The sequence below is a fragment of the Mucilaginibacter sp. genome (genome assembly GCF_039925265.1).
In the GTDB taxonomy this organism is placed as follows: Bacteria; Bacteroidota; Bacteroidia; order Sphingobacteriales; family Sphingobacteriaceae; genus Mucilaginibacter.
On the sequence record NZ_JBDSZG010000042.1, the window covers coordinates 118,306 to 138,460 of the forward strand.

Sequence of the window (20,155 nt, forward strand, 5' to 3'; positions counted from 1 at the left end):
CAACAATCAATAATAATTAATTAAAAAGGGTATCTATTTTGAGCTTTTGTTTAAGCGCTTTTATAGCTTTTAATTTCAGCATCACCCCATAGGTCCTCAACCCCGTAAAACTCGCGTTTATCAGTACGGAAGATGTGCACCACTACGTCAATATAATCCAGCAGGATCCATTCGCCATATTCAAGCCCCTCTTTTCGCCAGGGGTCTTGCTGTATGGCCTTATAAATTTCTTCTTCAACACTATTTGCTATCGCTTTTACTTGTGTGGCAGAGTCTGCATGGCAGATCACAAAATAATCAGCTACCGAACTTTTGATATTCCTCAGGTCGAGCCTTACCAGTTCATTCCCCTTTTTCTCCTGCATACCATGTATGGCCAGTTCAGAAATATAGGTAGATTCATTTATCACTTTACTTTTTACCATCAAAAAGAATTAGTTTTGAACGATTTGGGTTTATAAAATATTATAACGTTGCAAAATAACATAATTTCAGGATTATTTGTTGGACAAAATTTAGTGACACTAAAAGAAGTTGACTCCACCAATACTTTCCTCAAAAATATCTTGTCAAATTCCAAGCCAGTACCAGATGGAACGGTCATTATGGCAGAGAGCCAATATGCTGGCCGCGGGCAGCATCAAAACACCTGGCACGCGCAGCCGGGTAAAAATTTAACCTTCAGCCTGTTATTAAAGCCTCATTTTATTTCTCCTACACAACAATTCGACCTCACAAGAGCCGTTAGTTTAGGGGTTTACGATGCGCTGCACCCCCTGCTGGGCGACGGTTTAAAAATTAAGTGGCCCAACGATATTTACTTTGGCAACCGTAAACTTGGCGGCATGCTAATTGAAAATATGATACAGGGCGGACAAATCAAAAATGCCATTATAGGCATCGGGCTCAATATCAATCAGGATAATTACCCCGAAAGCGCCGGAAGCGCTATTTCTGTTAAGCAGATATTACAAAGGGATTATGATTTGAAAGATATATTATCTGAAATTTGCAGCCATGTGGAAGGCTGGTACCTTAAACTGAAGGCCGGCAAAACAGATATTGTAAGGAGTACCTATTTAAGCCGACTATACCGGTTAAACGAAGCAAGCGAATACCGGTCTAACGGGGAAACGTTTACCGGCACCATTAAAAACGTGGTAGAGAACGGGTTGCTGGTGGTAGAGCGCAATGGCACAGAAGAACAATATAATTTAAAGGAAATAGAATTTATAAACACATAAGATGAAGAAATTATTTTTAATGGTTGCAGCTTTGGTAATAACCGCGGCAGCCCATGCGCAAATAGAAACACCGGTAAGATGGTCATACGCGGCGAAAAAAATTAGCGCTACCGAAGCGGTGGTGTATTTAAAAGCCACCATCCAAAAGGATTGGCATATTTACTCGCAAAACGTTAAAGAAGGGGGGCCATCTAAAACCGTTTTTACTTTCAAACCATCTAAAGATTACGCGCCGGTTGGTAAAACTGTTGAACCAAAACCGATAAGTAAATACGAGGACGTATTTAAAATGAACGTTGGTTACTTTGAAAAAGAGGTTGTATTTAGCCAAAAAATAAAAATAAAATCGCCGAAGGCAAGTGCTGTAACAGGCAAGCTGGAATTTATGGTGTGCAATAATGTAAAATGCCTGCCACCTGATGAAGTAGAGTTCTCTATCCCATTAGCTAAATAATTTTTAACGAAGGATAGATAATGGCCACAGCAACCAGGCGCAGCATGCTCCTCAAAGGAATCATAGTATTAGCAGCGCTATTTTCCCTGGCGGTTTTTATACCGAAACAGGCAAATGCATTCCAAAAAGCGGATACCGCTGCCACCGGTGAAATGCAATTTACCGATATCCCTACAGCAGCCGATAGTGTTGTTATTCGCAAAAAGGCCGATTCGGTAGCTAAAGCAAAGGCAGATTCTGTGGCGAAGACCGGCGTTGTTACAAAAGCTGCCGGAGCATCTGAAGAGATCCCGAAGTCGTTGTGGCAGCTGTTCTTTTTTGGTTTTGCAGGCGGGCTTGCTGCATTTCTATTGCCTTGCGTGTACCCAATGTTGCCGCTTACAGTTAGCTTTTTTACTAAAAAAGGAGGCACAAGGGCAAAAGCTGTTTGGCAATCGTGCCTGTATGGCTTGTCTATTATATTCATCTACGTTGTTTTCGGGCTGCTTATTACGCTTGCATTTGGGCCGGCTGCTTTAAATAATTTGGCCACCAACGGCGTTTTTAATTTCTTTTTCTTTTTAATGCTGATTGTGTTTGGGGTGTCATTCCTGGGTGCTTTTGAAATAACGCTGCCCAGTTCGCTGGCCAACAAGCTTGATGAGAACTCTGACAAAGGCGGGTTAGCAGGCATATTTTTTATGGCTGCTACCTTAGTAGTGGTGTCGTTTTCATGTACCGGCCCGGCTATTGGCGGGGTATTGGCAAATGCTTTTCTGAAAGGCGAACGCCTTGCACCAATAATTGTAATGTTTGGTTTTTCGCTGGCTATCGCATTGCCCTTTACCATATTTGCCATGTTCCCTTCGGCATTAAAAAGTCTGCCAAAATCTGGCGGATGGCTTAATAGTGTAAAGGTTGTTTTGGGGTTTATAGAAATTGCCTTGGCGCTCAAGTTTTTATCTAACGTTGACCTTGCTTACCACTGGAACCTGATAGACAGGGAGGTTGTGTTATCTATTTGGATAGCTATAGGCCTCTTACTTTCTTTATATCTCATCGGTAAAATAAAATTCTCGCATGACAGCGATGTTACCCACCTCACCGTTACCCGTACGTTTTTCGCTATAGGTGCATTTGCATTCACTGTTTACATGATACCCGGATTATGGGGCGCGCCGCTAAAGTCGATCAGCGCGTTGTTGCCACCGCTGAGTACGCAGGATTTTGATATTTCTGGTGGCGGAGGTGCTGCTGCTGTAATTGCGTCAAACACCACAACCATTAAAGAGAAAAAATACGAAGAGCTTTTTAAACGCCTGCCCAAAGTGAAAGGCCTTGATGAATGGTACGATTACTACCAGGCGATAGAAGTTGCTAAGCAGCTGCACCGCCCGGTGCTGATAGATTTTACTGGCTGGAATTGCGTTAACTGCCGAAAAATGGAACAGGAAGTATTTCCTAACCCTGCCATATTAAAAACATTGCAAAATAACTTTGTAATGCTGCAAATGGTTATAGATGATAAAACCGACCTGCCAGCTGCTGAGCAATACACCTCTGCCGCAACAGGTAAAAAGATCAATACCATTGGTGGCAAGATGCTGGATTTCGAGATCTCTAAATACAATACAAACGCGCAGCCATTTTATGTCATCATCAACGAAAAGGGCGAATCGATGGTGCCGCCGCAGGGTGCAAGCGATATCGAAACGTTTTCTAAATTCTTAAACAGCGGCCTAACTGCCTATAAAGCTGCCAAATAAGCCGTAATCATTTTTCATTAGCGCTTCATTAGCTTTAATGCCCGTCATTCTCAGCAAAAAAGTGTAAATTCGCCGAACTTTTGAAGCGGTATATAAAGGAATGCCTTTTAATATCGTTAAGAAGTAAGTAAATACATTATCAGAAGCTACAAGGGCGTTCCCCAAACAAATGACGCAGATCAAAAAAATAGGACTTTTTACTTCGGGCGGCGATGCGCCGGGAATGAACGCCGCTATTAGGGCAGTTGTGCGTACAGCAAAATACTACAATATAGAAGTTGTTGGCATTCGCCGCGGCTACGAAGGCATGATAAACGGCGAGCTTTTCCCGATGGATGGAAAATCGGTTGCCAACATTATCCAGCGTGGCGGTACCATACTTAAAACAGCACGCAGCGAGCAGTTTAAAACTGCCGAAGGCCGCCGTTTGGCTTACGACCAATTGGTTAAACACGGCATACAGGGTCTTGTCGCCATAGGTGGCGACGGTACCTTTACCGGAGCACGCATATTCGGCAGCGAATATGACATGCCGATTGTTGGCTTGCCGGGTACCATTGATAACGACCTTTACGGAACAGACTTTACCATTGGCTACGATACCGCCATTAACACGGTAATTGATGCCGTGGATAAGATTCGTGATACGGCGGAATCTCACGACAGGCTTTTTATTGTTGAGGTAATGGGCCGCGACAGCGGGCTAATTGCTTTGCGTACCGGTATTGCATCGGGCGCGGAAGCTATTATCATCCCTGAAACAAAACGAGATATTAATGCGCTGATGGACAGGCTGGAAAATGGGCGTAAGGACAAATCATCAAAAATTGTGATGGTTGCTGAGGGAGAAGACCCGGGTGGCGCATTTGAAATTGGCCGCCAGGTAAAAGAGAAATTCCCTAATTACGATACCCGGGTATCTATCCTGGGCCACATCCAGCGCGGCGGTAAACCGTCTTGTATGGATAGGGTGCTGGCGAGCCGTGTAGGCGTAGCCGCTGTTGAGGCGCTTAGAGACGGGCACCGTAACGAGATGATAGGCATTGTACATAACGAGATCGCGTTCACACCGTTTGAACACGCCTGCAAACACCACGTAGAAATTAACGCTAACTTTTTAAAGATCGTAGAGATACTATCGATATAAGGAGTAGATTTTATAAAACAAGAGAGCCCGTTTACGCAAGTAAACGGGCTCTCTTGTTTTACCGCCTTGTCATTTCTGACAATAGGAGTTTGGCTGTCCTTTTAAATATTCTTCCCGTCAACTATCTTAAAGAAATCTTCTCTATACGTATCACCCACAGGGATTATTTTATCGCCGATGAAAATGCGGCTGCGTTCGATGCTGTCTATCTTATTAATAGATACGATGTAGGATTTATGTACGCGCATAAAATGCTTTTCGGGCAGAGCATCTTCCATCTTTTTCATGCCCTGTAACGTAATAATACGCTCGGTAGGGGTGAAGATGGATATATAATCCTTTAATCCTTCAATAAACAAAATATCGTGCAGGTATACCTTTTGAATTTTATGCTCGGTTTTCACGAAGATAAAATCGCTCATAAAATCGTCCTGCTTGGCGGGTTCTGCCGGGGCTGCGGGTTTAGCTGCCGGTGTAATAACCGTTTGCGCTTTTTGTACCGATTTAAAAAAGCGGTCGAAAGCGATGGGTTTTAGCAGGTAATCTATCACATCCAGTTCGTAACCCTCCAGCGCGTATTGCGGATAGGCGGTGCACAAGATCACCTTTGCCTTGCCGTTTGATATTTTAAGGAATTGAATGCCGGTAAGTTCGGGCATTTGCACATCCAGAAAAACAAGATCGATACCACCATCCTGAACCAGGGTTAGCGCCTCGATAGGGTTGGTGGTAGATTTTACCAGCTGCAGAAAAGGTATTTTGGAAATATAATCTTCCAGTATGTGGAGGGCCAAGGGCTCATCGTCTACTACAAGGCATCTGATCATGGTTATAAAACTAAGGATAATTGTACGGTGTAGGTATCGGTTTCGTCGCGAATTTCTAAATTATATTTAGATGGGTAAAGTAGGTCCAGTCGGCGTCTTACATTAACCAGGCCAATTCCACCCGATGCATCGCGGTTATGGGTATGCTTTTTATTCTGCACAAAAAAGTACAGGTGGCTCTCGCTCAGGTTTATTTTTAACACAATGGGCGATGCCGGGTCGTTGGCCACGCCATGTTTAAAGGCGTTCTCTATAAAGGAGATCAGCAACAGCGGCACAATGGATTGGTTGGTTACCTCGCCATGCACTTCGTAATTAATAAAGGCTTTGTTGCCGAAACGGATCTTCTGCAGGTCGATATAGTTTTGCAGGTATTGCAGTTCTTTGGTTAAATCTACCTTATTGTCGTTGCACTCGTAAAGCATGTAACGCATAATTTCGGAGAGCTTCAGTATCGCCTCTGGCGTAGTATCCGATTTTTGATAAGCCAGTGAATAAATGCTGTTTAGCGAGTTGAACAGGAAATGCGGGTTGATCTGCGATTTAAGGAAGGATAGCTCCGCGCTGAGGCGCTGGTTCTCCAAGTCGCGCTGAATGCGTTCGTTCAGGAACCAGTCTACGGTAAATCTTAATATGGTGCTCAGGAATACGAAAACTACACTGGTAAAGGCCGAACTTACAATATACTGCCAAAAGCCAATCTCTTTGCCCGCTCGTACCAGGATGATGGGTTTAAACAGCAAAGCCAGCCCATATTTTGCAACCCCGACGATGATCACCGTGCAAATTACCGTTACTACAAATTGCCAGTACTTCTTTTTATCTAAAAAGCGGGGGATAAAATCGAGGTAGTTTAAATAGAAAAGGCCAATGTTTACCACCCCAAAAACTACAAATATCACAAGAAGGTTTTGCAGGCTGGTTTTACCGCCGCTATAGGCTATAAACACGAAGAACGATATCATGCTTAGCCAAAAAAATAGGTGCCAGAATATTTGCCAGCCTTTTTTCATCAAATAATATACATTTTAACAGCACCTAAAGTAGTATTTTGACGCTAAAAAAGCCCGCGAATTACAGCAGGCTGGCGCTTTTTTCGACGAACGGGCAAAAAAGACCGATGAACAGGGTTTAATCACAAAAAGGGCCGTTCATCTACAATTCCCGCCCGTTGGTCTAAATGATTTTAGCGCGTGGGTTATTTGGTATTCCTTTGTCCTATCAAAATCAAACACACAATGAAAAAGTTAGTTTCAAATTCAAATCCCTTCATTTTATTATTGGCACCAGTATTATTTGCCATTGTAATGGGGGTTAGCTACCAGTTTGAACAAAAAACACAACAATTTGCATCTGCACACGCATCAGCCACCCAAGCCAAATCGCTTTTTGTTAAAGGCATTGGTTTAGTAAAAACTGTTGTATCTGTTGCTCAAGAGAACGTATGGTAATTCGTACCGAAGGCCTATCGTTCAGCTTTGGCAGCCAGCAGGTTGTTAAATCATTATCCCTTCAGGTTCCGCAAGGAAGTATATACGGATTTTTAGGCCCAAACGGTGCCGGTAAAACCACCACCATAAAAATGCTGCTTAATCTGTTACAAACAGATGAAGGCAGCATTTTTGTTTTTGAAAAAGAATTACAAACCAACCGCGTTGCCATACTATCGCAAATTGGCTCGCTGATAGAGCAGCCCGCGATATATGCCCACATGACCGGCCGCGAAAACCTGTTGAACCGCGCCATGCTGCTGGGCGTAAAGGATGCGCGGGTTGATGAAATGCTTGCGCTTGTAAAACTCACAAACGCTGCCGGGAAAAAGGCCGGGCAGTATTCCCTGGGAATGAAGCAACGCCTGGGCATAGCGCTTGCCTTACTAAGCGACCCGAAACTTTTGATATTGGATGAACCCACCAACGGACTGGATCCGAATGGCATTATCGAGATCCGCGAGCTGCTGGTACGCTTAACCCGCGACCATAACAAAACCGTGTTCATCAGCAGCCACCTGCTTGCCGAAATAGAAAGAATGGCCACGCACGTAGGCATTATTAATAATGGCGAGTTGCTATTCCAGGGCAGTGTGAAGGACCTGGAGGCCATTAGCCAGCCACAGGTTTATGTGGAGACCGATAACACGGTAGATGCGGCCAACCTGCTTAAACGCAACAATTACGAGGTTATTGATATCAACCACGAGAACCTTACCGTACCTTTTACATCCAAAAAACAGATGGGCGAAATAAACGCCCTGCTCAACCAAAACGGCATTACGGTATTTGCCATTAACAAACAGCATAAAGACCTGGAGAACTTATTCCTGGCTATAACCAAAAGCAACTAACCACAGATGAAGGGATTTATATTATCGTTCCGGTCGGAATTTTATAAGAGCCGTAAAACGCCCGGTTTCTGGGGTGCCATTATCCTGCCGCTGTTTATAACGGTGCTGGTTAGTGTTGGTGTGTATCTTAAAAGCGAAAAATTTGTGGGTTTGCCGCCGATGGTATTGTGGCTGCAGTATGCAAGCTTTAGTCTGGGTATAATGGGCTCTTTGCTGTTGCCGATGTATGCCATATTTGTTGCTTATTCGGTAAACAATATTGAGCATAAGGCTGATACCTGGAAAACATTATTCAGCCTGCCTATTTCGCGATGGGCGGTTTATGCTGCCAAATATTTTTACGCGCTGTTCCTGGTTTTTTTATGCATGATGCTTTTTGCGTTGTTCACTATAGCGCTGGGAAACCTATTGAGCTTGTTGAAACCCGAGCTTAAGTTTAATGCCTACCACATGGAGCTGGAGTTTATGGAGATCTACTTTAAGTTGTTCCTATCGGCACTGGGCATCTTGTCGTTGCAGTTTCTGATGAGTTTGTTGTGGAGCGATTTCCTGAAACCAATGGGCATTGGCTTTATGTTAACTATTGTCGGCCTTATTGTGGCGCAAAAGTGGGAGTATAGCTATACGCTGCCGTACGCACACCCTATACTGGCGCTGACGAGCATGTTTAAAAAGGGCCTTGGCAAGGCCAGTGCCTCGTCAACCATCAATGTAGATATCTTCACCAAAGACGTATTCGTAAGCCTTATTATAGGGGTTGTGGTTTTTGTAGTGGGATATTTTATTGTGTCGCGCAGGAGTGTGAAGTAGAGACGCAATATTTTGCGTCTCCCATCTTGCATTGTCTTCGCTATTTCGCCGCTCGCTATTTCGCTACCTGTCCTGCGGGAGACGCAAAATATTGCGTCTCTACGGTCGAATTATCCTATATTGGTTTAATGGAGGATAAATTTAAAGACAAGTTTCGCGTTCCTTCTGCTCGATTAACAAACTGGGACTATGGTTCTCATGGATTGTATTCTGTAACCATCTGTACAAACAATCGCATACATCATCTTGGCGAAATAATTTCAACAGAGCTGGACGATGCTGTACTTAAGCCGTCAGAAATTGGCGCTATTGCCGAAACCAATTGGCAAAACATACCCGGCCATTTTCCTTTCGTAGAACTTGACGAATATGTGATAATGCCCAATCACATACACGGAATCCTTTTCCTTAACAAACCAGCAAAAATCGATTGGCAACCAAATAAGTTCGGACCGCAAAGACAAAATTTGGGGTCGGTAATGCGCGGGTTTAAAGCATCTGTAAAAACGTACGCAACCATTAATGGTATCGATTTTGAATGGCAGCCAAGATTCCACGACCACATCATCAGAAGCGAAAAAGAATACACAAACATTCGAAATTATATCGCAAATAATCCACAGCAATGGCTATTAAATGGCGATAAGGAAGATAATTTTCTATCGTAGAGACGCAATATTTTGCGTCTTCCACTTGCAAGGTAGACCGCATCTTGCCTTCCGCTTTATCACCTGTCCTATGGGAGACGCAAAATATTGCGCCTCTACGTAAAAAGACACCTGTACTGTGGGAGATCTTGTTGACCTTTTTTAATTACCTTAGTTAAAACCTATCATCTATGAACCCAACGCTATTTTTAAATATCGGCACACCAGAGCTTTTTCTGATTCTTATATCTGTAGGGCTCCCTATTTATTGCCTGTTTGATATCGTAAATTCTACCTTTAAAGATTCTACTACCAAATTATTGTGGGTGCTAATTGTATTGTTTGCCCCCTGCATAGGGTGTATAATATACCTGTTGATAGGCAAGAAAAACAAGATGGGATAAGCTATTAAATGGTGATAAGGAAGATGATTTTCTATTGTAGAGACGCAATATTTTGCGTCTCCCATGTGCAAGGTCTCCGCTATTTTACCGTCCGCTTGGCTACCCATCCCGCGGGAGACGCAAAATATTTTACCGTCCGCTTGGCTACCATCCCGCGGGAGACGCAAAATATTGCGTCTCTACGGCAAAAAAACTACCGCACCGGTTTAGGCACCACCGGCAAACTCTCGTGCCCGGCTGCATCAACAGATTGCACCGCAAACAGATAATTATCTTTGGAATAACCAATAGTAGCGTTGGTATCCGTTACATAAAACTTCTTTTCCCAGTAGGGGCTAATGGTTTCGCGCATCAGCACATAATAGCCTGCAGGTGCTTTGCCTTTTGGAGCATCCCACTTTAGTTTTGTTTTATTGGTAAGATCGCTGGTTATTACGCCCACGTTTTGCGGTTGCGCCGGGGCGGAGGCAAGGTTGGCCAGGATTGACAAATTCATGCGGGCAATTTTTTGCGTATAATCATAATCTGCAAAGTCGGGCAGATCGCCGTAATCTACGCTATTTTCTTTACGAACATCCTGGTGCTGGCGGTCGAAATTCTCATTCATCTCGGTAAAACGGACAGCGGTGAAGCCTTGCTCTAAAAAGGGGAGATGGTCTCCGCCCCGCAGGTAGCGGTCGGTACGATAAATGAGCTTTACGTCCAGTTGCTCTACATAGCGCTCGCCTATCTCCTTGGCGTAGCGGGCCAGCTGCCGCGATTGGCTGTCGTTTTCGCCGCCCAAAGATTTTAGCGCGGCAATTTCTTTTTCGGTAGCGGCGATTGGCACGCCATCGCTGAATACCCGGATGCTGCGGTTATCCTTTAAACCAGTTTCCATGCCGTAGGTGTTGCCTACAATGTCGTTATTCAGCATGGCATCTACCTGCCATCCCTCGGCTTTGGCGCGCTTAGCCACGTTGGTGGACCCATACAGGCCCTGCTCTTCGCCAACAACCGCCATAAATATAATTGTAGCAGGGAACGAACGTTTTGCCATCACCCTCGCCAGTTCCATAGAAACGGCCGTACCGGATGCATCATCCACCGCGCCGGGTGCAAAGGACGTAGAATCCATCGCTTTGGTAGCCCGCGAATCGTAATGGCCGGAAACGATATAAACCCGGTGGTCTGCTGTATCTGTCCCTTTTAAAACAGCCAGTACGTTCTTCATCGGTGTATTTTTGCTTAAACGCCTGCCCTGCGGCTGTACAAAGGCATCAAATTGTACCTTCATACGCCCGTTTGATGCAGCGGCATATTTTTCGTATTCACTTTTGATCCAGTTGCGGGCCGCGCCTATGCCTTCGGTTTTACTGATGGTATCGCTTAGCGTATGCCTGGTTTTAAAACTCACCAGCTTGCGCACAATGGCCTCGATGTTTTTATTGGAAACCTCATCTACCATTTGTTTGATAGCGGCATCCTGCTTTACCACTGTTTGGGCAGATGCCGTAAGGGCGAAAAAGCAGAAGAAAAAAAGGGCGATGTATTTCATAAAGGCAATTTAATTATTCCTGATGAATATCTGTTACTGTTAGCATTTTAAGGTTGTGCGCAAAGGGTTCCCCTCTCACATCCCCGCCCTTCCCCTCTCTCAAGAGTATAGCCCATCAGAAGACCGTGCTTATTATTTGGTTACGGGTTTATAATAAAAGTTTTAAGATTTATGGTGACACTATTATTGGGGGAAATATGTTAACCCTGACTTTTTTTAGATCATTGATTATCAGCGTATTGAAAAATGATAATTGAAATTGTGTTAAGTTATGTTAACCCTAATTCCTAAGCACTGATGCTTGATGGTTAGTAAAAGAGGGCTAAATTAAAGCGGTTCATTGAAGGGCTTACAAAACTGAATATGCTGTCTTTTAATGGGCAATATCCCTCGAGGAGAGGAAAGAAATCGTTCTATTCTACTTCTTCCCCTTCAACGGTCTCCAAAATGTTACCCGGCTGCTTAAAATTGCTTTTTACAAAATGGCACCAGTCGCATTCTTTTTTGCCGCAGCCCTCGCTGAATTCGTGGTTCATTATCTTGGCATATACCGATGTAATCTGCCCGGTAACGTCCTCAATATCCTGCGGACTTATCACTATTTTCTCCTTAAAATACTCGTCGCTCACTGGTTCTATAAAATCAAACACGGTGTTTACCACCTGCCAGTCGTTAGTACGGTCGTTATCTATCAATATCTTGTAAAACACCGCCTGCCGCCAGTAATCGCCGCCGTTGGGTGCATCGTTGGTAGGGCGAAGCAGTTTATCCTTGGCATTGCGCACACGGCCGGTTTTATAATCCACCACGGTTACATCCTTGCCATCGAACTCTATTTTATCCAGGTTCCCTTTTATCGGAACGCCGCCAACTTCAATGTTTTTAATACTGCGCTCGGTTTGGGCCACCTTGTTCCAGTTGGGGGCATTAAGCTCGTAGTAAGGAGGGAGGATCTTCTCACCGTAATCCACCCGAAGTTTAAAGTCGGTTTTGGTGAACGAATCGCGGTTGCGGTACATGTACCATTTAAATTCCTTTACAAAATCTTCGGTTGGCATAAACTCGTTGCCATATTCCGGCAGTTTACGATAGGCTTTGTTGAGCGCCCAGTGTACCGCCTGCCCAAATGTTGCCGACGGGCTTTTGCCCGATGGTACGCGGATGAGGCACTGGAAGTAAAACCGCAGCGGACAATCCAGGTAGTTGCTCAGGTGTGTAACCGAGAGCGTGTAATTTTGAAGCAATTGGTTAATATAGTTCCTGTCCAGCAGTTCCACCACCGGCTTATCCGCTTCGCTGAATTGGGTGGCGAAGAAGCCGAGCATATCAGTATCGCTTATTTTAGGGAATTGTAATTGCAGGTCGGTATCTGCCAGGATCTCTCCGATGAACTGCGATGGTTCCTGGTCCTTACCTTTGGCATCTTTGCCGGCATAGGAAATATTGAGGCATTGCTTGGCGCGGGTAATGGCCACGTAGAACAAGCGGCGTGCTTCTTCTTTCTGCGCAATGTCGTCTGATGCTGAGCTGGTGAGCGTATCCGGGTAGCTGAAACCGTAATTGCGGCCCTTGCCATCCCATGTTTTTTTATCGCAGCCAATGAAGAATACGTGCTCAAACTCCAGCCCCTTGGAGCCATGGGCCGTTAAAAAGTTGATACCGTTATCAGAGAAGATCACTTTGTTCAGCTCCAGCCGGATATTGTTCTTCTTCATCAGCTCGATAGTAGCGATAAGGCCGGAAAGTTTTATCTCCGGGTCCTTACGGCTTTCATCCTTCAGGAAATCGAAGAAGCTGGTGAGGATCTGCATATGCGTGCCTTTATCCTGCTGCTGCATAATGTATTTGAGGATGCCCATTTTAGCCACCACATCCTGGAAAAACTGCTGCAGCGTAACGCTCACCGCCGATTTTAGCAATTCATCAATATCGTTGATGAGGTACTTCATCTCTACGTTGGGCTGCTTGCTGAACAGGTCTGTTTGGGCAACCAGTTTCATCTCGTGAATATGGCGGCGCAGGCTGGTTACCGGCTCGTTTTTGTTTGCTGTCGCGAAATTCTCTTTAGAAACCGCGATGCTTGCCTTGGCAATTTCGATGGGCGGGATGCTGAACAGATCGTAATGCAGGATCTCGAACAGCAATTCATCTCCGCTATAAGGCGAATCGAGCTCCATCGCCAGGTACCGAAGAATATTTAAAATTTTCTCGCCGAAAGGCACCGTAAGGATATCTATTTTTCGTTTGGTGTTTACGGCTATCTTCTGCGCTTCCAGGTAGGTAAGGAGTTCTTCCACCTGGCTGTGGTTGCGGTAGATCACGGCTATTTCGCCGGGCTCGGTGCCTTTATCAACCAGTTTTTTTATTTGCAGAGCCGTGTTCACTAATTCCTGTGCAGGGTTTTCGTATTCCTGAATGATGGGCTCTATAGTAAGTTCATCAAACCTGGGGTGCGAGGCCTTCAGGTTTTTATCCAGCCGAAGTTGCGTGGTTAAACGCTCGCGGTTATTGTTAATGAGTGCTTTGGAAATATCCAATATCTGCTGGTTGGAGCGATAGTTATGCTTCAGCACCACGGTATGCAGGGCGCTCACGTAGTCCCCGGCAAAATCGAGGATGTTCTTCATGTTGGCGCCCTGGAATTTGAAGATCGACTGGTCATCATCGCCGACCACAAAAACGTTTGGCGTTTCCCAATAGTTGAGCAGGAACTTGAGCAATTCGTTCTGCGAACCGCTGGTATCCTGAAACTCGTCTACCAATATGTACTGATAACGTTCCTGGTACTTGCGCAATATCTCCTCGTTCTCGCGGAAGGCTTTCAGCACCCAGATGATCATATCGTCATAATCGTACCGGCCGCGGGCCTTCATTTTAGCGGCATAGTTATCATACTCCGCAACGGCGGCCAGCAGTTTGGCCATGGTATCTTTGGCTTTGTCGATATCCTTTTGCTTCGGGTCGCCGATGTTGATGCCTGCTTTTAGGTTAGCGCGTTTGTAAATGAATTCCTCGCGGTTGGGCAGGTCGTCCAGATATTCCTGTACGGCTTGCACAATCAGCTCCTTGCTCCAGTTCTCCCGTTTCATGGTAGAGAAGAGGGTTTTTAGGCGGGGTGCATCATAATAAATATCGCCCGTAAAGCGCTTCAGCAAATGCTCGTTGCCAAATTCATCCACCAATTCACGGAATAACATAGCCGATTCGAGATCGGATAACGACTCCAAATTCAGCTTGCCAAAATACTCCAGGTTCTCCTGAATGATCTCGTTACAAAAAGCGTGGAAAGTGTATATATTAATGCGGTAAGCATCCGGGCCGATGAATTCAAACAAGCGCTTACGCATGGCAACAGCACCAGCATCGGTATAAGTAAGGCAGAGGATCTCGTTTGGCTGGGCGTCGGTATCGGTTAATATTTTACCTATACGCGCGGCTAAAATCTGCGTTTTACCCGTACCGGGTCCGGCTACCACCAGCACTGGTCCGTCCATTTTATTTACAGCCGCCAATTGCTCGGGGTTTAAGCCTGCAAGTGCTTCGCGGAATTTGATGTTGTATTTATTGAGGGTTGGTTGCATAATGATAAAAGTAAAATTACTAAAAATAATAGCGCTAACGGCGGACAAAAAATAACGATGTAAAGATTTGCTTTTACCAGCCGGAACCTTACTTTTATAAACGATTAAACCCTAATTCCTTCCGTAAATGGAAACTCCGTATAGTGGCCGCGCCATCATCACCGATAATTTCGACAAAGTGGAAGTTGTTATCCCCAGCAAGCGAAACTATTTTGTAATGCTTTTCTTTTGCGCATGGATGGTGGGCTGGTTTTTTGGCGAAACAAATGCACTAACCATGTTTGGCCACGATGGTGCGATAGACCTTTTTATGATTGCCTGGCTTACCGGCTGGACCTTAGGCGGCATTTTTGTAGTGAGCACTATCCTTTTTATGCTCCTTGGAAAAGAGATTATTGAAGCGGGGCAGGGCACTATCTCTATCCGCAACCGAGCGCTGTTCTTTTTATCGCCTAAGGTTTACGATTTAAATGAGGTTAAACATGTACGCGCCTTAGAAGAGTTTTCGATTTATAATGGGTTTCAGTTTGGCCGACGGGAGCAAAAAGGGTTTTTAAGCAATTATAATTCGGGCACCGTTAAGTTTGATTACGGCCTAAAAACGATAAAGTTTGGCAACGACCTGGATGAAGCGGAAGCACGCTATATCATAGAACGCCTTAAAGGTACGAAGATATTGACGGATAAGAATTTTTGAGACGATACAATTTGAAATGACCGGTACCTTTACGGTTAGCTACTCCGCCCTTATTTTTTCGATAATAATGCTACCGAGTAACTCATTTGCCGTTTCGTCAAAGTATAGGGTTTTGGCAATATCCTTAGCCTTGTTTGCAATATAAATGCTTACTAAGGCCTCTTTATCCACCCTGCTTAAAAGGTTTGCTTCGAATTTTACCCATCCCCGAACAGTAAATAACTCATCATTTGGCGAAGAGTTTAAGGCGTTATAAATATGCCTTACCTGCGCGACAGTACGCGAGCCTACTATTTTGGAGCATTCATTATCGGGATCCTCTTTTCTTATAGTATCACGTATAAACGGTAACTTTAATTTAGGGTCTACAACTTCTTGCCTGGACAAATAAAGCTGTATTATCCACTTTACATGGTCAACGCTTGCTTTTATATCTACAACGCGATATTCCGCCGGGTCATTGTTAATATCAACATTTTTAAGAAGAACTAAATCTTCTTGTTCTTCTATGTATACTTTAAAAATGCAGTTATTCGTCCAGCTACGAGAAAAGAACAATACATCACCCAAAACAAAAATATTCCACTTTTCGTCCATGCTGCCCGCATAAATCCCCGTCTTAAAAGGCTCAAATTGTTCGGCCGACAGCGTTATGCCAAGTTCTGCATTGGTATAGTTTGCGGGAAAAGACGCAGCAATACTTTCGTTACCATCAATATCCATATTTGCTTTGTTTCCATAAAGATAGTTGTAATGATTTCAAACAAAAAGGCGACAGGTATAAAACCTATCGCCTTTGCATATATAAATATTATAACTGCCTACTTCTGCCTGAACCAAACCTGTATAGGCGCGCCCGAAAACTCAAAATGCTCGCGCAATTGGTTTTCGATGAAGCGGTAGTAAGGCTCCTTTACGTACTGCGGCAGGTTGCAAAAGAACGCGAACATGGGCGATTGGCCTGCTATCTGCGTAATGTATTTAATTTTTACGTATTTGCCTTTTAAAGATGGCGGCGGATAATTTTCGATAATTGGCAGCATTACCTCGTTTAATTTAGAGGTTGGGATCTTACGGGCACGGTTGGCGTAAACCTGATTGGCCACATCAATAACTTTCAGCACGCGTTGTTTTTCGGTAACCGAGGTAAATACGATAGGCACATCGGTAAATGGCGCTATTTTTTGTTTGATCTGTTCTTCAAAAACTTTGATGGTTTTGTTGTTCTTTTCAATCAAATCCCATTTGTTCACTACGATAACGATACCTTTTTTGTTCTTCTCAGCAAGGTGGAACAAGTTCACATCCTGCGACTCCAAACCTTCAACAGCATCAATCATCAGGATAACCACATCAGCCTCTTCCAAGGCTTTGATGGTACGCATTACCGAGTAAAACTCGATATTTTCCTTCACCTTGGTTTTTTTACGCATTCCCGCAGTGTCGATCAGCATAAAATCGTGACCGTACTGGTTGTAGTGGATGTGGATACTATCGCGGGTGGTACCGGCAATTGGGGTAACAATGTTACGATCCTGGCCTATCAGCGCGTTGATGATTGATGATTTACCTACGTTAGGGCGACCAACAATAGCGTATTTAGGGCGCTCATTCTCGTCAAACGGAACGTCTTCGAAATGTTTAACTACTTCGTCCAGCAGTTCGCCGGTGCCACTGCCCGTCATAGACGACAGTGTATAGATCTCGCCAAGGCCAAGGCTGTAAAACTCGGTAGCATCTGCCAGTTGGGAGTTGTTATCCAGTTTGTTTACTACTACGAAAACAGGTTTTTTACCTTTACGCAGAATGTTGGCTATCTCGTCGTCCAAATCGGTAATGCCGGTAGTAACATCCACCATAAACAAGATCACCGATGCTTCTTCGATAGCAATTAATACCTGCTCGCGAATGGCAACTTCAAAAAGTTCTTCGGAGTTGGCCACGTAACCCCCGGTATCTATAACTGTAAATTTTTGGTCGGTCCATTCGCTGGTACCGTAATGCCTGTCGCGGGTTACGCCGCTAAAATCGTCAACAATAGCTTTGCGGCTTTCGGTTAAACGGTTGTATAAAGTGGATTTGCCAACGTTTGGCCTGCCTACTATAGCTACTATATTACTCATGTGTATTGGAATCAAGAATTAAAGAGCCAAGAATCAAGACGACATAAAAATCGTATTTCTTCTCCTAATTCTGCATTATTATAAAATTTTCTTCTTGAATCTTGATTCTTACATCTTGATTCTGTTCTGCTATTCGTACCCGAATTTTTTCAGGTAGTTTTTTTTGCTGCGCCAGTCGGGGATAACTTTTACAAACATTTCCAGGAAGACCTTCTTCTGGAAAAAATCTTCCATATCGCGGCGGGCGTAGGTGCCTACTATTTTCAGCATTTTTCCGGCCTCCCCAATAATGATATTCTTTTGCGAATCGCGCTCAACAATGATCTCCGCACTGATGCGGTGTAATTTTTCGCCCTCTACAAACGCGGTTACAATAACCTCGGTGCTGTATGGAATCTCTTTCTTGTATTGCTTAAAAATTTGCGCCCGTATCATTTCTGAGGCGAAGAAGCGGTCGTTACGATCGGTCAACGCGTCTTTTTCGTAATAGGCAGGGTGTTCTGGCAGTTCGTCCAGTATCAGCTCCATAATGGCCTGTATGTTGTGGCCATGCAGGGCAGATATTGCGAACACCGCTTTGGGGTTCAATTTCTCCTGCCAGTAATCAACTTTCTCTTTTACTTCCGTTTCGTCGCTTTGGTCTATTTTGTTTACTAATACAATAAGCGTAGCCGTAGAGCCTTCCAGCTTTTTCAGCACATCCTGCTCGTTGTATTCTTCGTGGATATCGGTAACCAGCAAAATCAGGTCGGCATCTACAATGGAGCCATCTACCTGGTGCATCATACTTTCGTGCAATGCGTAGTGCGGTTTAATGATACCCGGGGTATCCGAAAATACAATTTGATAATCTTCCTCATTCACAATACCCAAAATGCGGTGACGTGTTGTTTGCGCTTTTGGTGTGATGATAGACATTTTTTCGCCCACGAGGGCGTTCATAAGGGTTGACTTACCCGCGTTGGGTTTACCAATTATACTTACAAAACCTGCCCTGTGTGCCATAGAAAAAATAATTAAAATATTATTTGGACTGCAAAGAAACGAATTATATCTTTGCAGTCCAATAAAAACGGAGTGCAAATTGCATTTTGACAATTGGAAACCACTTTCCGGGGTTATGAACGGAAGGTAATAAACACCAAATATAGTGCGGGATGGAGCAGTTGGTAGCTCGTCGGGCTCATAACCCGAAGGTCGTAGGTTCGAGTCCTGCTCCCGCTACCCAGAAAATTAGAAAGCCTCAAGTCTTTACGATTTGAGGCTTTTGATTTCTAAACGGCGGGGCACAAACCCGGGCTTCATTGCAAGAAGGAACAAACATTGCGGATGTTATGGCCGCTATGAAGATTAAATACAGTGCGGGATGGAGCAGTTGGTAGCTCGTCGGGCTCATAACCCGAAGGTCATAGGTTCGAGTCCTGTTCCCGCTACCCAGGTTAAAAAGCTTCTTTGAGAAATCAGAGAGGCTTTTTTGTTTTGTGTCATTATCCGACCTTAATTATTAACTTGCTACTTCAATTACAATTTCATGCTTGACATAAAATTTGTTCCAATTAAAGATTCAAAGAAATCATATATTGTTATTGATGGGCACAAGGATGCGGAGCCTTACGACGAAAACAATACATATCGAGAACATCGCTTCCAAACAAAGGAAGTTTATGACACAATATTAAATTATAGCTCAAGAGAAATATACGAATATTTTGATGAAATTATTTACTATGATTTAGAAAACCCAATTGCGTCAGAACTATCAATATTTATTCATTTTTACGAGATGTCTTTCGATATCAACCTCAATTATTCATTCTATCTAAACGCATGGGACAAGGGCTTTACTTTTGATAATTTTTTATCTGTTTTAGAAAGTCTGTTGCCAGATAAGTACAATGGCGAAGATTCAAAATTTTTGGTTGATGTTGAAAATGTCGTCGGCTTGAATTTAATATTACCATATACATCTGACTCGATTAGTCTTCATGTTAGAGCTTTTATTGAGGAAATAAATTCCTTGATAAAGTTGACATATTTAACGTTGTCAGCAAATAGCGAAGATTCTTTTATCAGCGTCTTCAAATTTCCCGAGTCTATTAAAACCCCATGTCAACAATACCTAATGTATTTTGGACAATTTTTAAGCGATTTAGGTATTGAAGTAGAAACGACTCTAAAGGAACAGGCTCACTCCACGTTATTTTCCGTTACTCCAAAAGATAAAGATGATGCTATGGAAAAGATAAAAGACGTTTTGGAAATGTACATAAACCTTCCTAATTCCGATGCTTTTAATCGTATTAATAATCCCAATGTTGCATTGATTCAAATTCAAGCAAACGTTATGCACCTCAACTCGCAGATAATGCTTGCACACGCTACTATTCAAATGAAAGACGCGACAATAGAGGCTTTAAAAATCTCAAATTATCAAATTCAACAGCAATTATATCACCAAGAAATTCAAAAAGAAGAAGATGAGGAAGCTGTTATAGATGGCATAATTAGTGTTAAAAAATATGATGGACAATGGTTTTCAGTAAACATCCCAGAGATTTTAAGAAAGTTGAAAAGGAAATTCAAGTAAAAGAACGC

The 20,155-nt window shown here is 43.7% G+C and carries 18 protein-coding genes and 2 tRNA genes; 12 read left to right on the plus strand and 8 right to left on the minus strand.

Annotated features, from left to right (window positions below; translation table 11 throughout):
- Positions 1–50: 50 nt before the first annotated feature.
- Positions 51–425, minus strand: a complete 375-nt coding sequence (gene rsfS / locus ABIX36_RS19800) for a ribosome silencing factor (protein ID WP_348083905.1) — start codon at positions 423–425, stop codon at positions 51–53.
- 93 nt (positions 426–518) lie between these two features.
- Here rsfS and ABIX36_RS19805 point away from each other — a divergent pair, with 93 nt between their 5' ends.
- The 4 genes from ABIX36_RS19805 (at position 519) to pfkA (ending at position 4,590) form a co-directional block, all read left to right on the plus strand.
- Complete coding sequence (locus tag ABIX36_RS19805) at positions 519–1,244, plus strand: biotin--[acetyl-CoA-carboxylase] ligase (protein ID WP_348083906.1); 726 nt, start codon at positions 519–521, stop codon at positions 1,242–1,244.
- A gap of 1 nt (position 1,245) precedes the next feature.
- On the plus strand, positions 1,246–1,698 hold the full coding sequence (locus ABIX36_RS19810) for a protein-disulfide reductase DsbD domain-containing protein (RefSeq protein WP_348083907.1): 453 nt from the start codon (positions 1,246–1,248) through the stop codon (positions 1,696–1,698).
- A gap of 20 nt (positions 1,699–1,718) precedes the next feature.
- Positions 1,719–3,443, plus strand: coding sequence for a cytochrome c biogenesis protein CcdA (locus tag ABIX36_RS19815; RefSeq protein WP_348083908.1), 1,725 nt, complete (start codon positions 1,719–1,721; stop codon positions 3,441–3,443).
- A 169-nt stretch (positions 3,444–3,612) separates the two neighbouring features.
- The gene (pfkA, locus tag ABIX36_RS19820; protein ID WP_348083909.1) at positions 3,613–4,590 is read left to right on the plus strand and encodes a 6-phosphofructokinase; all 978 of its coding nucleotides are present in this window, start codon (positions 3,613–3,615) and stop codon (positions 4,588–4,590) included.
- A 101-nt stretch (positions 4,591–4,691) separates the two neighbouring features.
- On the opposite strand, the gene ABIX36_RS19825 is transcribed toward pfkA, so the two are convergent.
- Complete coding sequence (locus ABIX36_RS19825) at positions 4,692–5,417, minus strand: LytTR family DNA-binding domain-containing protein (protein WP_348083910.1); 726 nt, start codon at positions 5,415–5,417, stop codon at positions 4,692–4,694.
- Positions 5,418–5,419: 2 nt separating this feature from the next.
- The gene (locus ABIX36_RS19830) at positions 5,420–6,430 is read right to left on the minus strand and encodes a sensor histidine kinase (protein ID WP_348083911.1); all 1,011 of its coding nucleotides are present in this window, start codon (positions 6,428–6,430) and stop codon (positions 5,420–5,422) included.
- Between the two features lie 225 nt (positions 6,431–6,655).
- Between ABIX36_RS19830 and ABIX36_RS19835 the strand changes: the two genes are divergently transcribed.
- The 4 genes from ABIX36_RS19835 (at position 6,656) to ABIX36_RS19850 (ending at position 9,239) form a co-directional block, all read left to right on the plus strand.
- Complete coding sequence (locus tag ABIX36_RS19835; RefSeq protein WP_128533833.1) at positions 6,656–6,868, plus strand: hypothetical protein; 213 nt, start codon at positions 6,656–6,658, stop codon at positions 6,866–6,868.
- Positions 6,862–7,761, plus strand: a complete 900-nt coding sequence (locus ABIX36_RS19840; protein WP_348083912.1) for an ABC transporter ATP-binding protein — start codon at positions 6,862–6,864, stop codon at positions 7,759–7,761. The genes ABIX36_RS19835 and ABIX36_RS19840 overlap by 7 nt, the downstream gene beginning before the upstream one ends.
- A gap of 6 nt (positions 7,762–7,767) precedes the next feature.
- Positions 7,768–8,571 carry an ABC transporter permease gene (locus ABIX36_RS19845; protein WP_348083913.1) on the plus strand — a complete coding sequence of 268 codons (804 nt, stop codon included), beginning with the start codon at positions 7,768–7,770 and terminating at the stop codon, positions 8,569–8,571.
- A gap of 128 nt (positions 8,572–8,699) precedes the next feature.
- The gene (locus tag ABIX36_RS19850) at positions 8,700–9,239 is read left to right on the plus strand and encodes a transposase (RefSeq protein ID WP_348083914.1); all 540 of its coding nucleotides are present in this window, start codon (positions 8,700–8,702) and stop codon (positions 9,237–9,239) included.
- Between the two features lie 576 nt (positions 9,240–9,815).
- On the opposite strand, the gene ABIX36_RS19855 is transcribed toward ABIX36_RS19850, so the two are convergent.
- Together ABIX36_RS19855 and ABIX36_RS19860 are read right to left on the minus strand one after the other, a co-directional pair.
- On the minus strand, positions 9,816–11,159 hold the full coding sequence (locus ABIX36_RS19855) for a M20/M25/M40 family metallo-hydrolase (RefSeq protein WP_348083915.1): 1,344 nt from the start codon (positions 11,157–11,159) through the stop codon (positions 9,816–9,818).
- A 413-nt stretch (positions 11,160–11,572) separates the two neighbouring features.
- Positions 11,573–14,740, minus strand: coding sequence for an ATP-dependent DNA helicase (locus tag ABIX36_RS19860; RefSeq protein WP_348083916.1), 3,168 nt, complete (start codon positions 14,738–14,740; stop codon positions 11,573–11,575).
- Positions 14,741–14,867: 127 nt separating this feature from the next.
- Here ABIX36_RS19860 and ABIX36_RS19865 point away from each other — a divergent pair, with 127 nt between their 5' ends.
- Positions 14,868–15,437, plus strand: coding sequence for a hypothetical protein (locus ABIX36_RS19865; protein ID WP_348083917.1), 570 nt, complete (start codon positions 14,868–14,870; stop codon positions 15,435–15,437).
- Between the two features lie 39 nt (positions 15,438–15,476).
- Here the strand turns inward: ABIX36_RS19865 and ABIX36_RS19870 are convergent, their stop codons facing one another.
- The 3 genes from ABIX36_RS19870 to era all read right to left on the minus strand — a co-directional run bounded on the left by ABIX36_RS19870 (position 15,477) and on the right by era (position 18,565).
- Entirely contained in the window at positions 15,477–16,160 is a 684-nt protein-coding gene (locus ABIX36_RS19870; protein ID WP_348083918.1) for a hypothetical protein, read from the minus strand.
- Positions 16,161–16,258: 98 nt separating this feature from the next.
- The gene (gene der, locus ABIX36_RS19875) at positions 16,259–17,560 is read right to left on the minus strand and encodes a ribosome biogenesis GTPase Der (RefSeq protein ID WP_348083919.1); all 1,302 of its coding nucleotides are present in this window, start codon (positions 17,558–17,560) and stop codon (positions 16,259–16,261) included.
- A gap of 129 nt (positions 17,561–17,689) precedes the next feature.
- Positions 17,690–18,565: a GTPase Era gene (gene era / locus ABIX36_RS19880; RefSeq protein ID WP_348083920.1), complete on the minus strand. Its 876-nt coding sequence runs from the start codon at positions 18,563–18,565 to the stop codon at positions 17,690–17,692.
- Positions 18,566–18,711: 146 nt separating this feature from the next.
- On the opposite strand from era, the gene ABIX36_RS19885 reads away from it, so the two are divergent.
- The 3 genes from ABIX36_RS19885 to ABIX36_RS19895 all read left to right on the plus strand — a co-directional run bounded on the left by ABIX36_RS19885 (position 18,712) and on the right by ABIX36_RS19895 (position 20,147).
- Positions 18,712–18,788 (plus strand) — tRNA-Met (locus ABIX36_RS19885).
- A gap of 132 nt (positions 18,789–18,920) precedes the next feature.
- Positions 18,921–18,997: transfer RNA gene (locus ABIX36_RS19890), tRNA-Met, on the plus strand.
- 94 nt (positions 18,998–19,091) lie between these two features.
- Positions 19,092–20,147: a hypothetical protein gene (locus ABIX36_RS19895; protein ID WP_348083921.1), complete on the plus strand. Its 1,056-nt coding sequence runs from the start codon at positions 19,092–19,094 to the stop codon at positions 20,145–20,147.
- Positions 20,148–20,155 lie beyond the last annotated feature (8 nt).

What these genes read in the sequence shown, in the direction of transcription:
- rsfS (WP_348083905.1), bottom strand. Translation starts at nt 425, where the DNA reads ATGGTAAAAAGTAAAGTGATAAATGAATCTACCTATATTTCTGAACTG.
- ABIX36_RS19810 (WP_348083907.1), top strand. Translation starts at nt 1,246, where the DNA reads ATGAAGAAATTATTTTTAATGGTTGCAGCTTTGGTAATAACCGCGGCA.
- ABIX36_RS19815 (WP_348083908.1), top strand. Translation starts at nt 1,719, where the DNA reads ATGGCCACAGCAACCAGGCGCAGCATGCTCCTCAAAGGAATCATAGTA.
- pfkA (WP_348083909.1), top strand. Translation starts at nt 3,613, where the DNA reads ATGACGCAGATCAAAAAAATAGGACTTTTTACTTCGGGCGGCGATGCG.
- ABIX36_RS19825 (WP_348083910.1), bottom strand. Translation starts at nt 5,417, where the DNA reads ATGATCAGATGCCTTGTAGTAGACGATGAGCCCTTGGCCCTCCACATA.
- ABIX36_RS19830 (WP_348083911.1), bottom strand. Translation starts at nt 6,430, where the DNA reads ATGAAAAAAGGCTGGCAAATATTCTGGCACCTATTTTTTTGGCTAAGC.
- ABIX36_RS19835 (WP_128533833.1), top strand. Translation starts at nt 6,656, where the DNA reads ATGAAAAAGTTAGTTTCAAATTCAAATCCCTTCATTTTATTATTGGCA.
- ABIX36_RS19840 (WP_348083912.1), top strand. Translation starts at nt 6,862, where the DNA reads ATGGTAATTCGTACCGAAGGCCTATCGTTCAGCTTTGGCAGCCAGCAG.
- ABIX36_RS19845 (WP_348083913.1), top strand. Translation starts at nt 7,768, where the DNA reads ATGAAGGGATTTATATTATCGTTCCGGTCGGAATTTTATAAGAGCCGT.
- ABIX36_RS19850 (WP_348083914.1), top strand. Translation starts at nt 8,700, where the DNA reads ATGGAGGATAAATTTAAAGACAAGTTTCGCGTTCCTTCTGCTCGATTA.
- ABIX36_RS19855 (WP_348083915.1), bottom strand. Translation starts at nt 11,159, where the DNA reads ATGAAATACATCGCCCTTTTTTTCTTCTGCTTTTTCGCCCTTACGGCA.
- ABIX36_RS19860 (WP_348083916.1), bottom strand. Translation starts at nt 14,740, where the DNA reads ATGCAACCAACCCTCAATAAATACAACATCAAATTCCGCGAAGCACTT.
- ABIX36_RS19865 (WP_348083917.1), top strand. Translation starts at nt 14,868, where the DNA reads ATGGAAACTCCGTATAGTGGCCGCGCCATCATCACCGATAATTTCGAC.
- ABIX36_RS19870 (WP_348083918.1), bottom strand. Translation starts at nt 16,160, where the DNA reads ATGGATATTGATGGTAACGAAAGTATTGCTGCGTCTTTTCCCGCAAAC.
- der (WP_348083919.1), bottom strand. Translation starts at nt 17,560, where the DNA reads ATGAGTAATATAGTAGCTATAGTAGGCAGGCCAAACGTTGGCAAATCC.
- era (WP_348083920.1), bottom strand. Translation starts at nt 18,565, where the DNA reads ATGGCACACAGGGCAGGTTTTGTAAGTATAATTGGTAAACCCAACGCG.
- ABIX36_RS19895 (WP_348083921.1), top strand. Translation starts at nt 19,092, where the DNA reads ATGCTTGACATAAAATTTGTTCCAATTAAAGATTCAAAGAAATCATAT.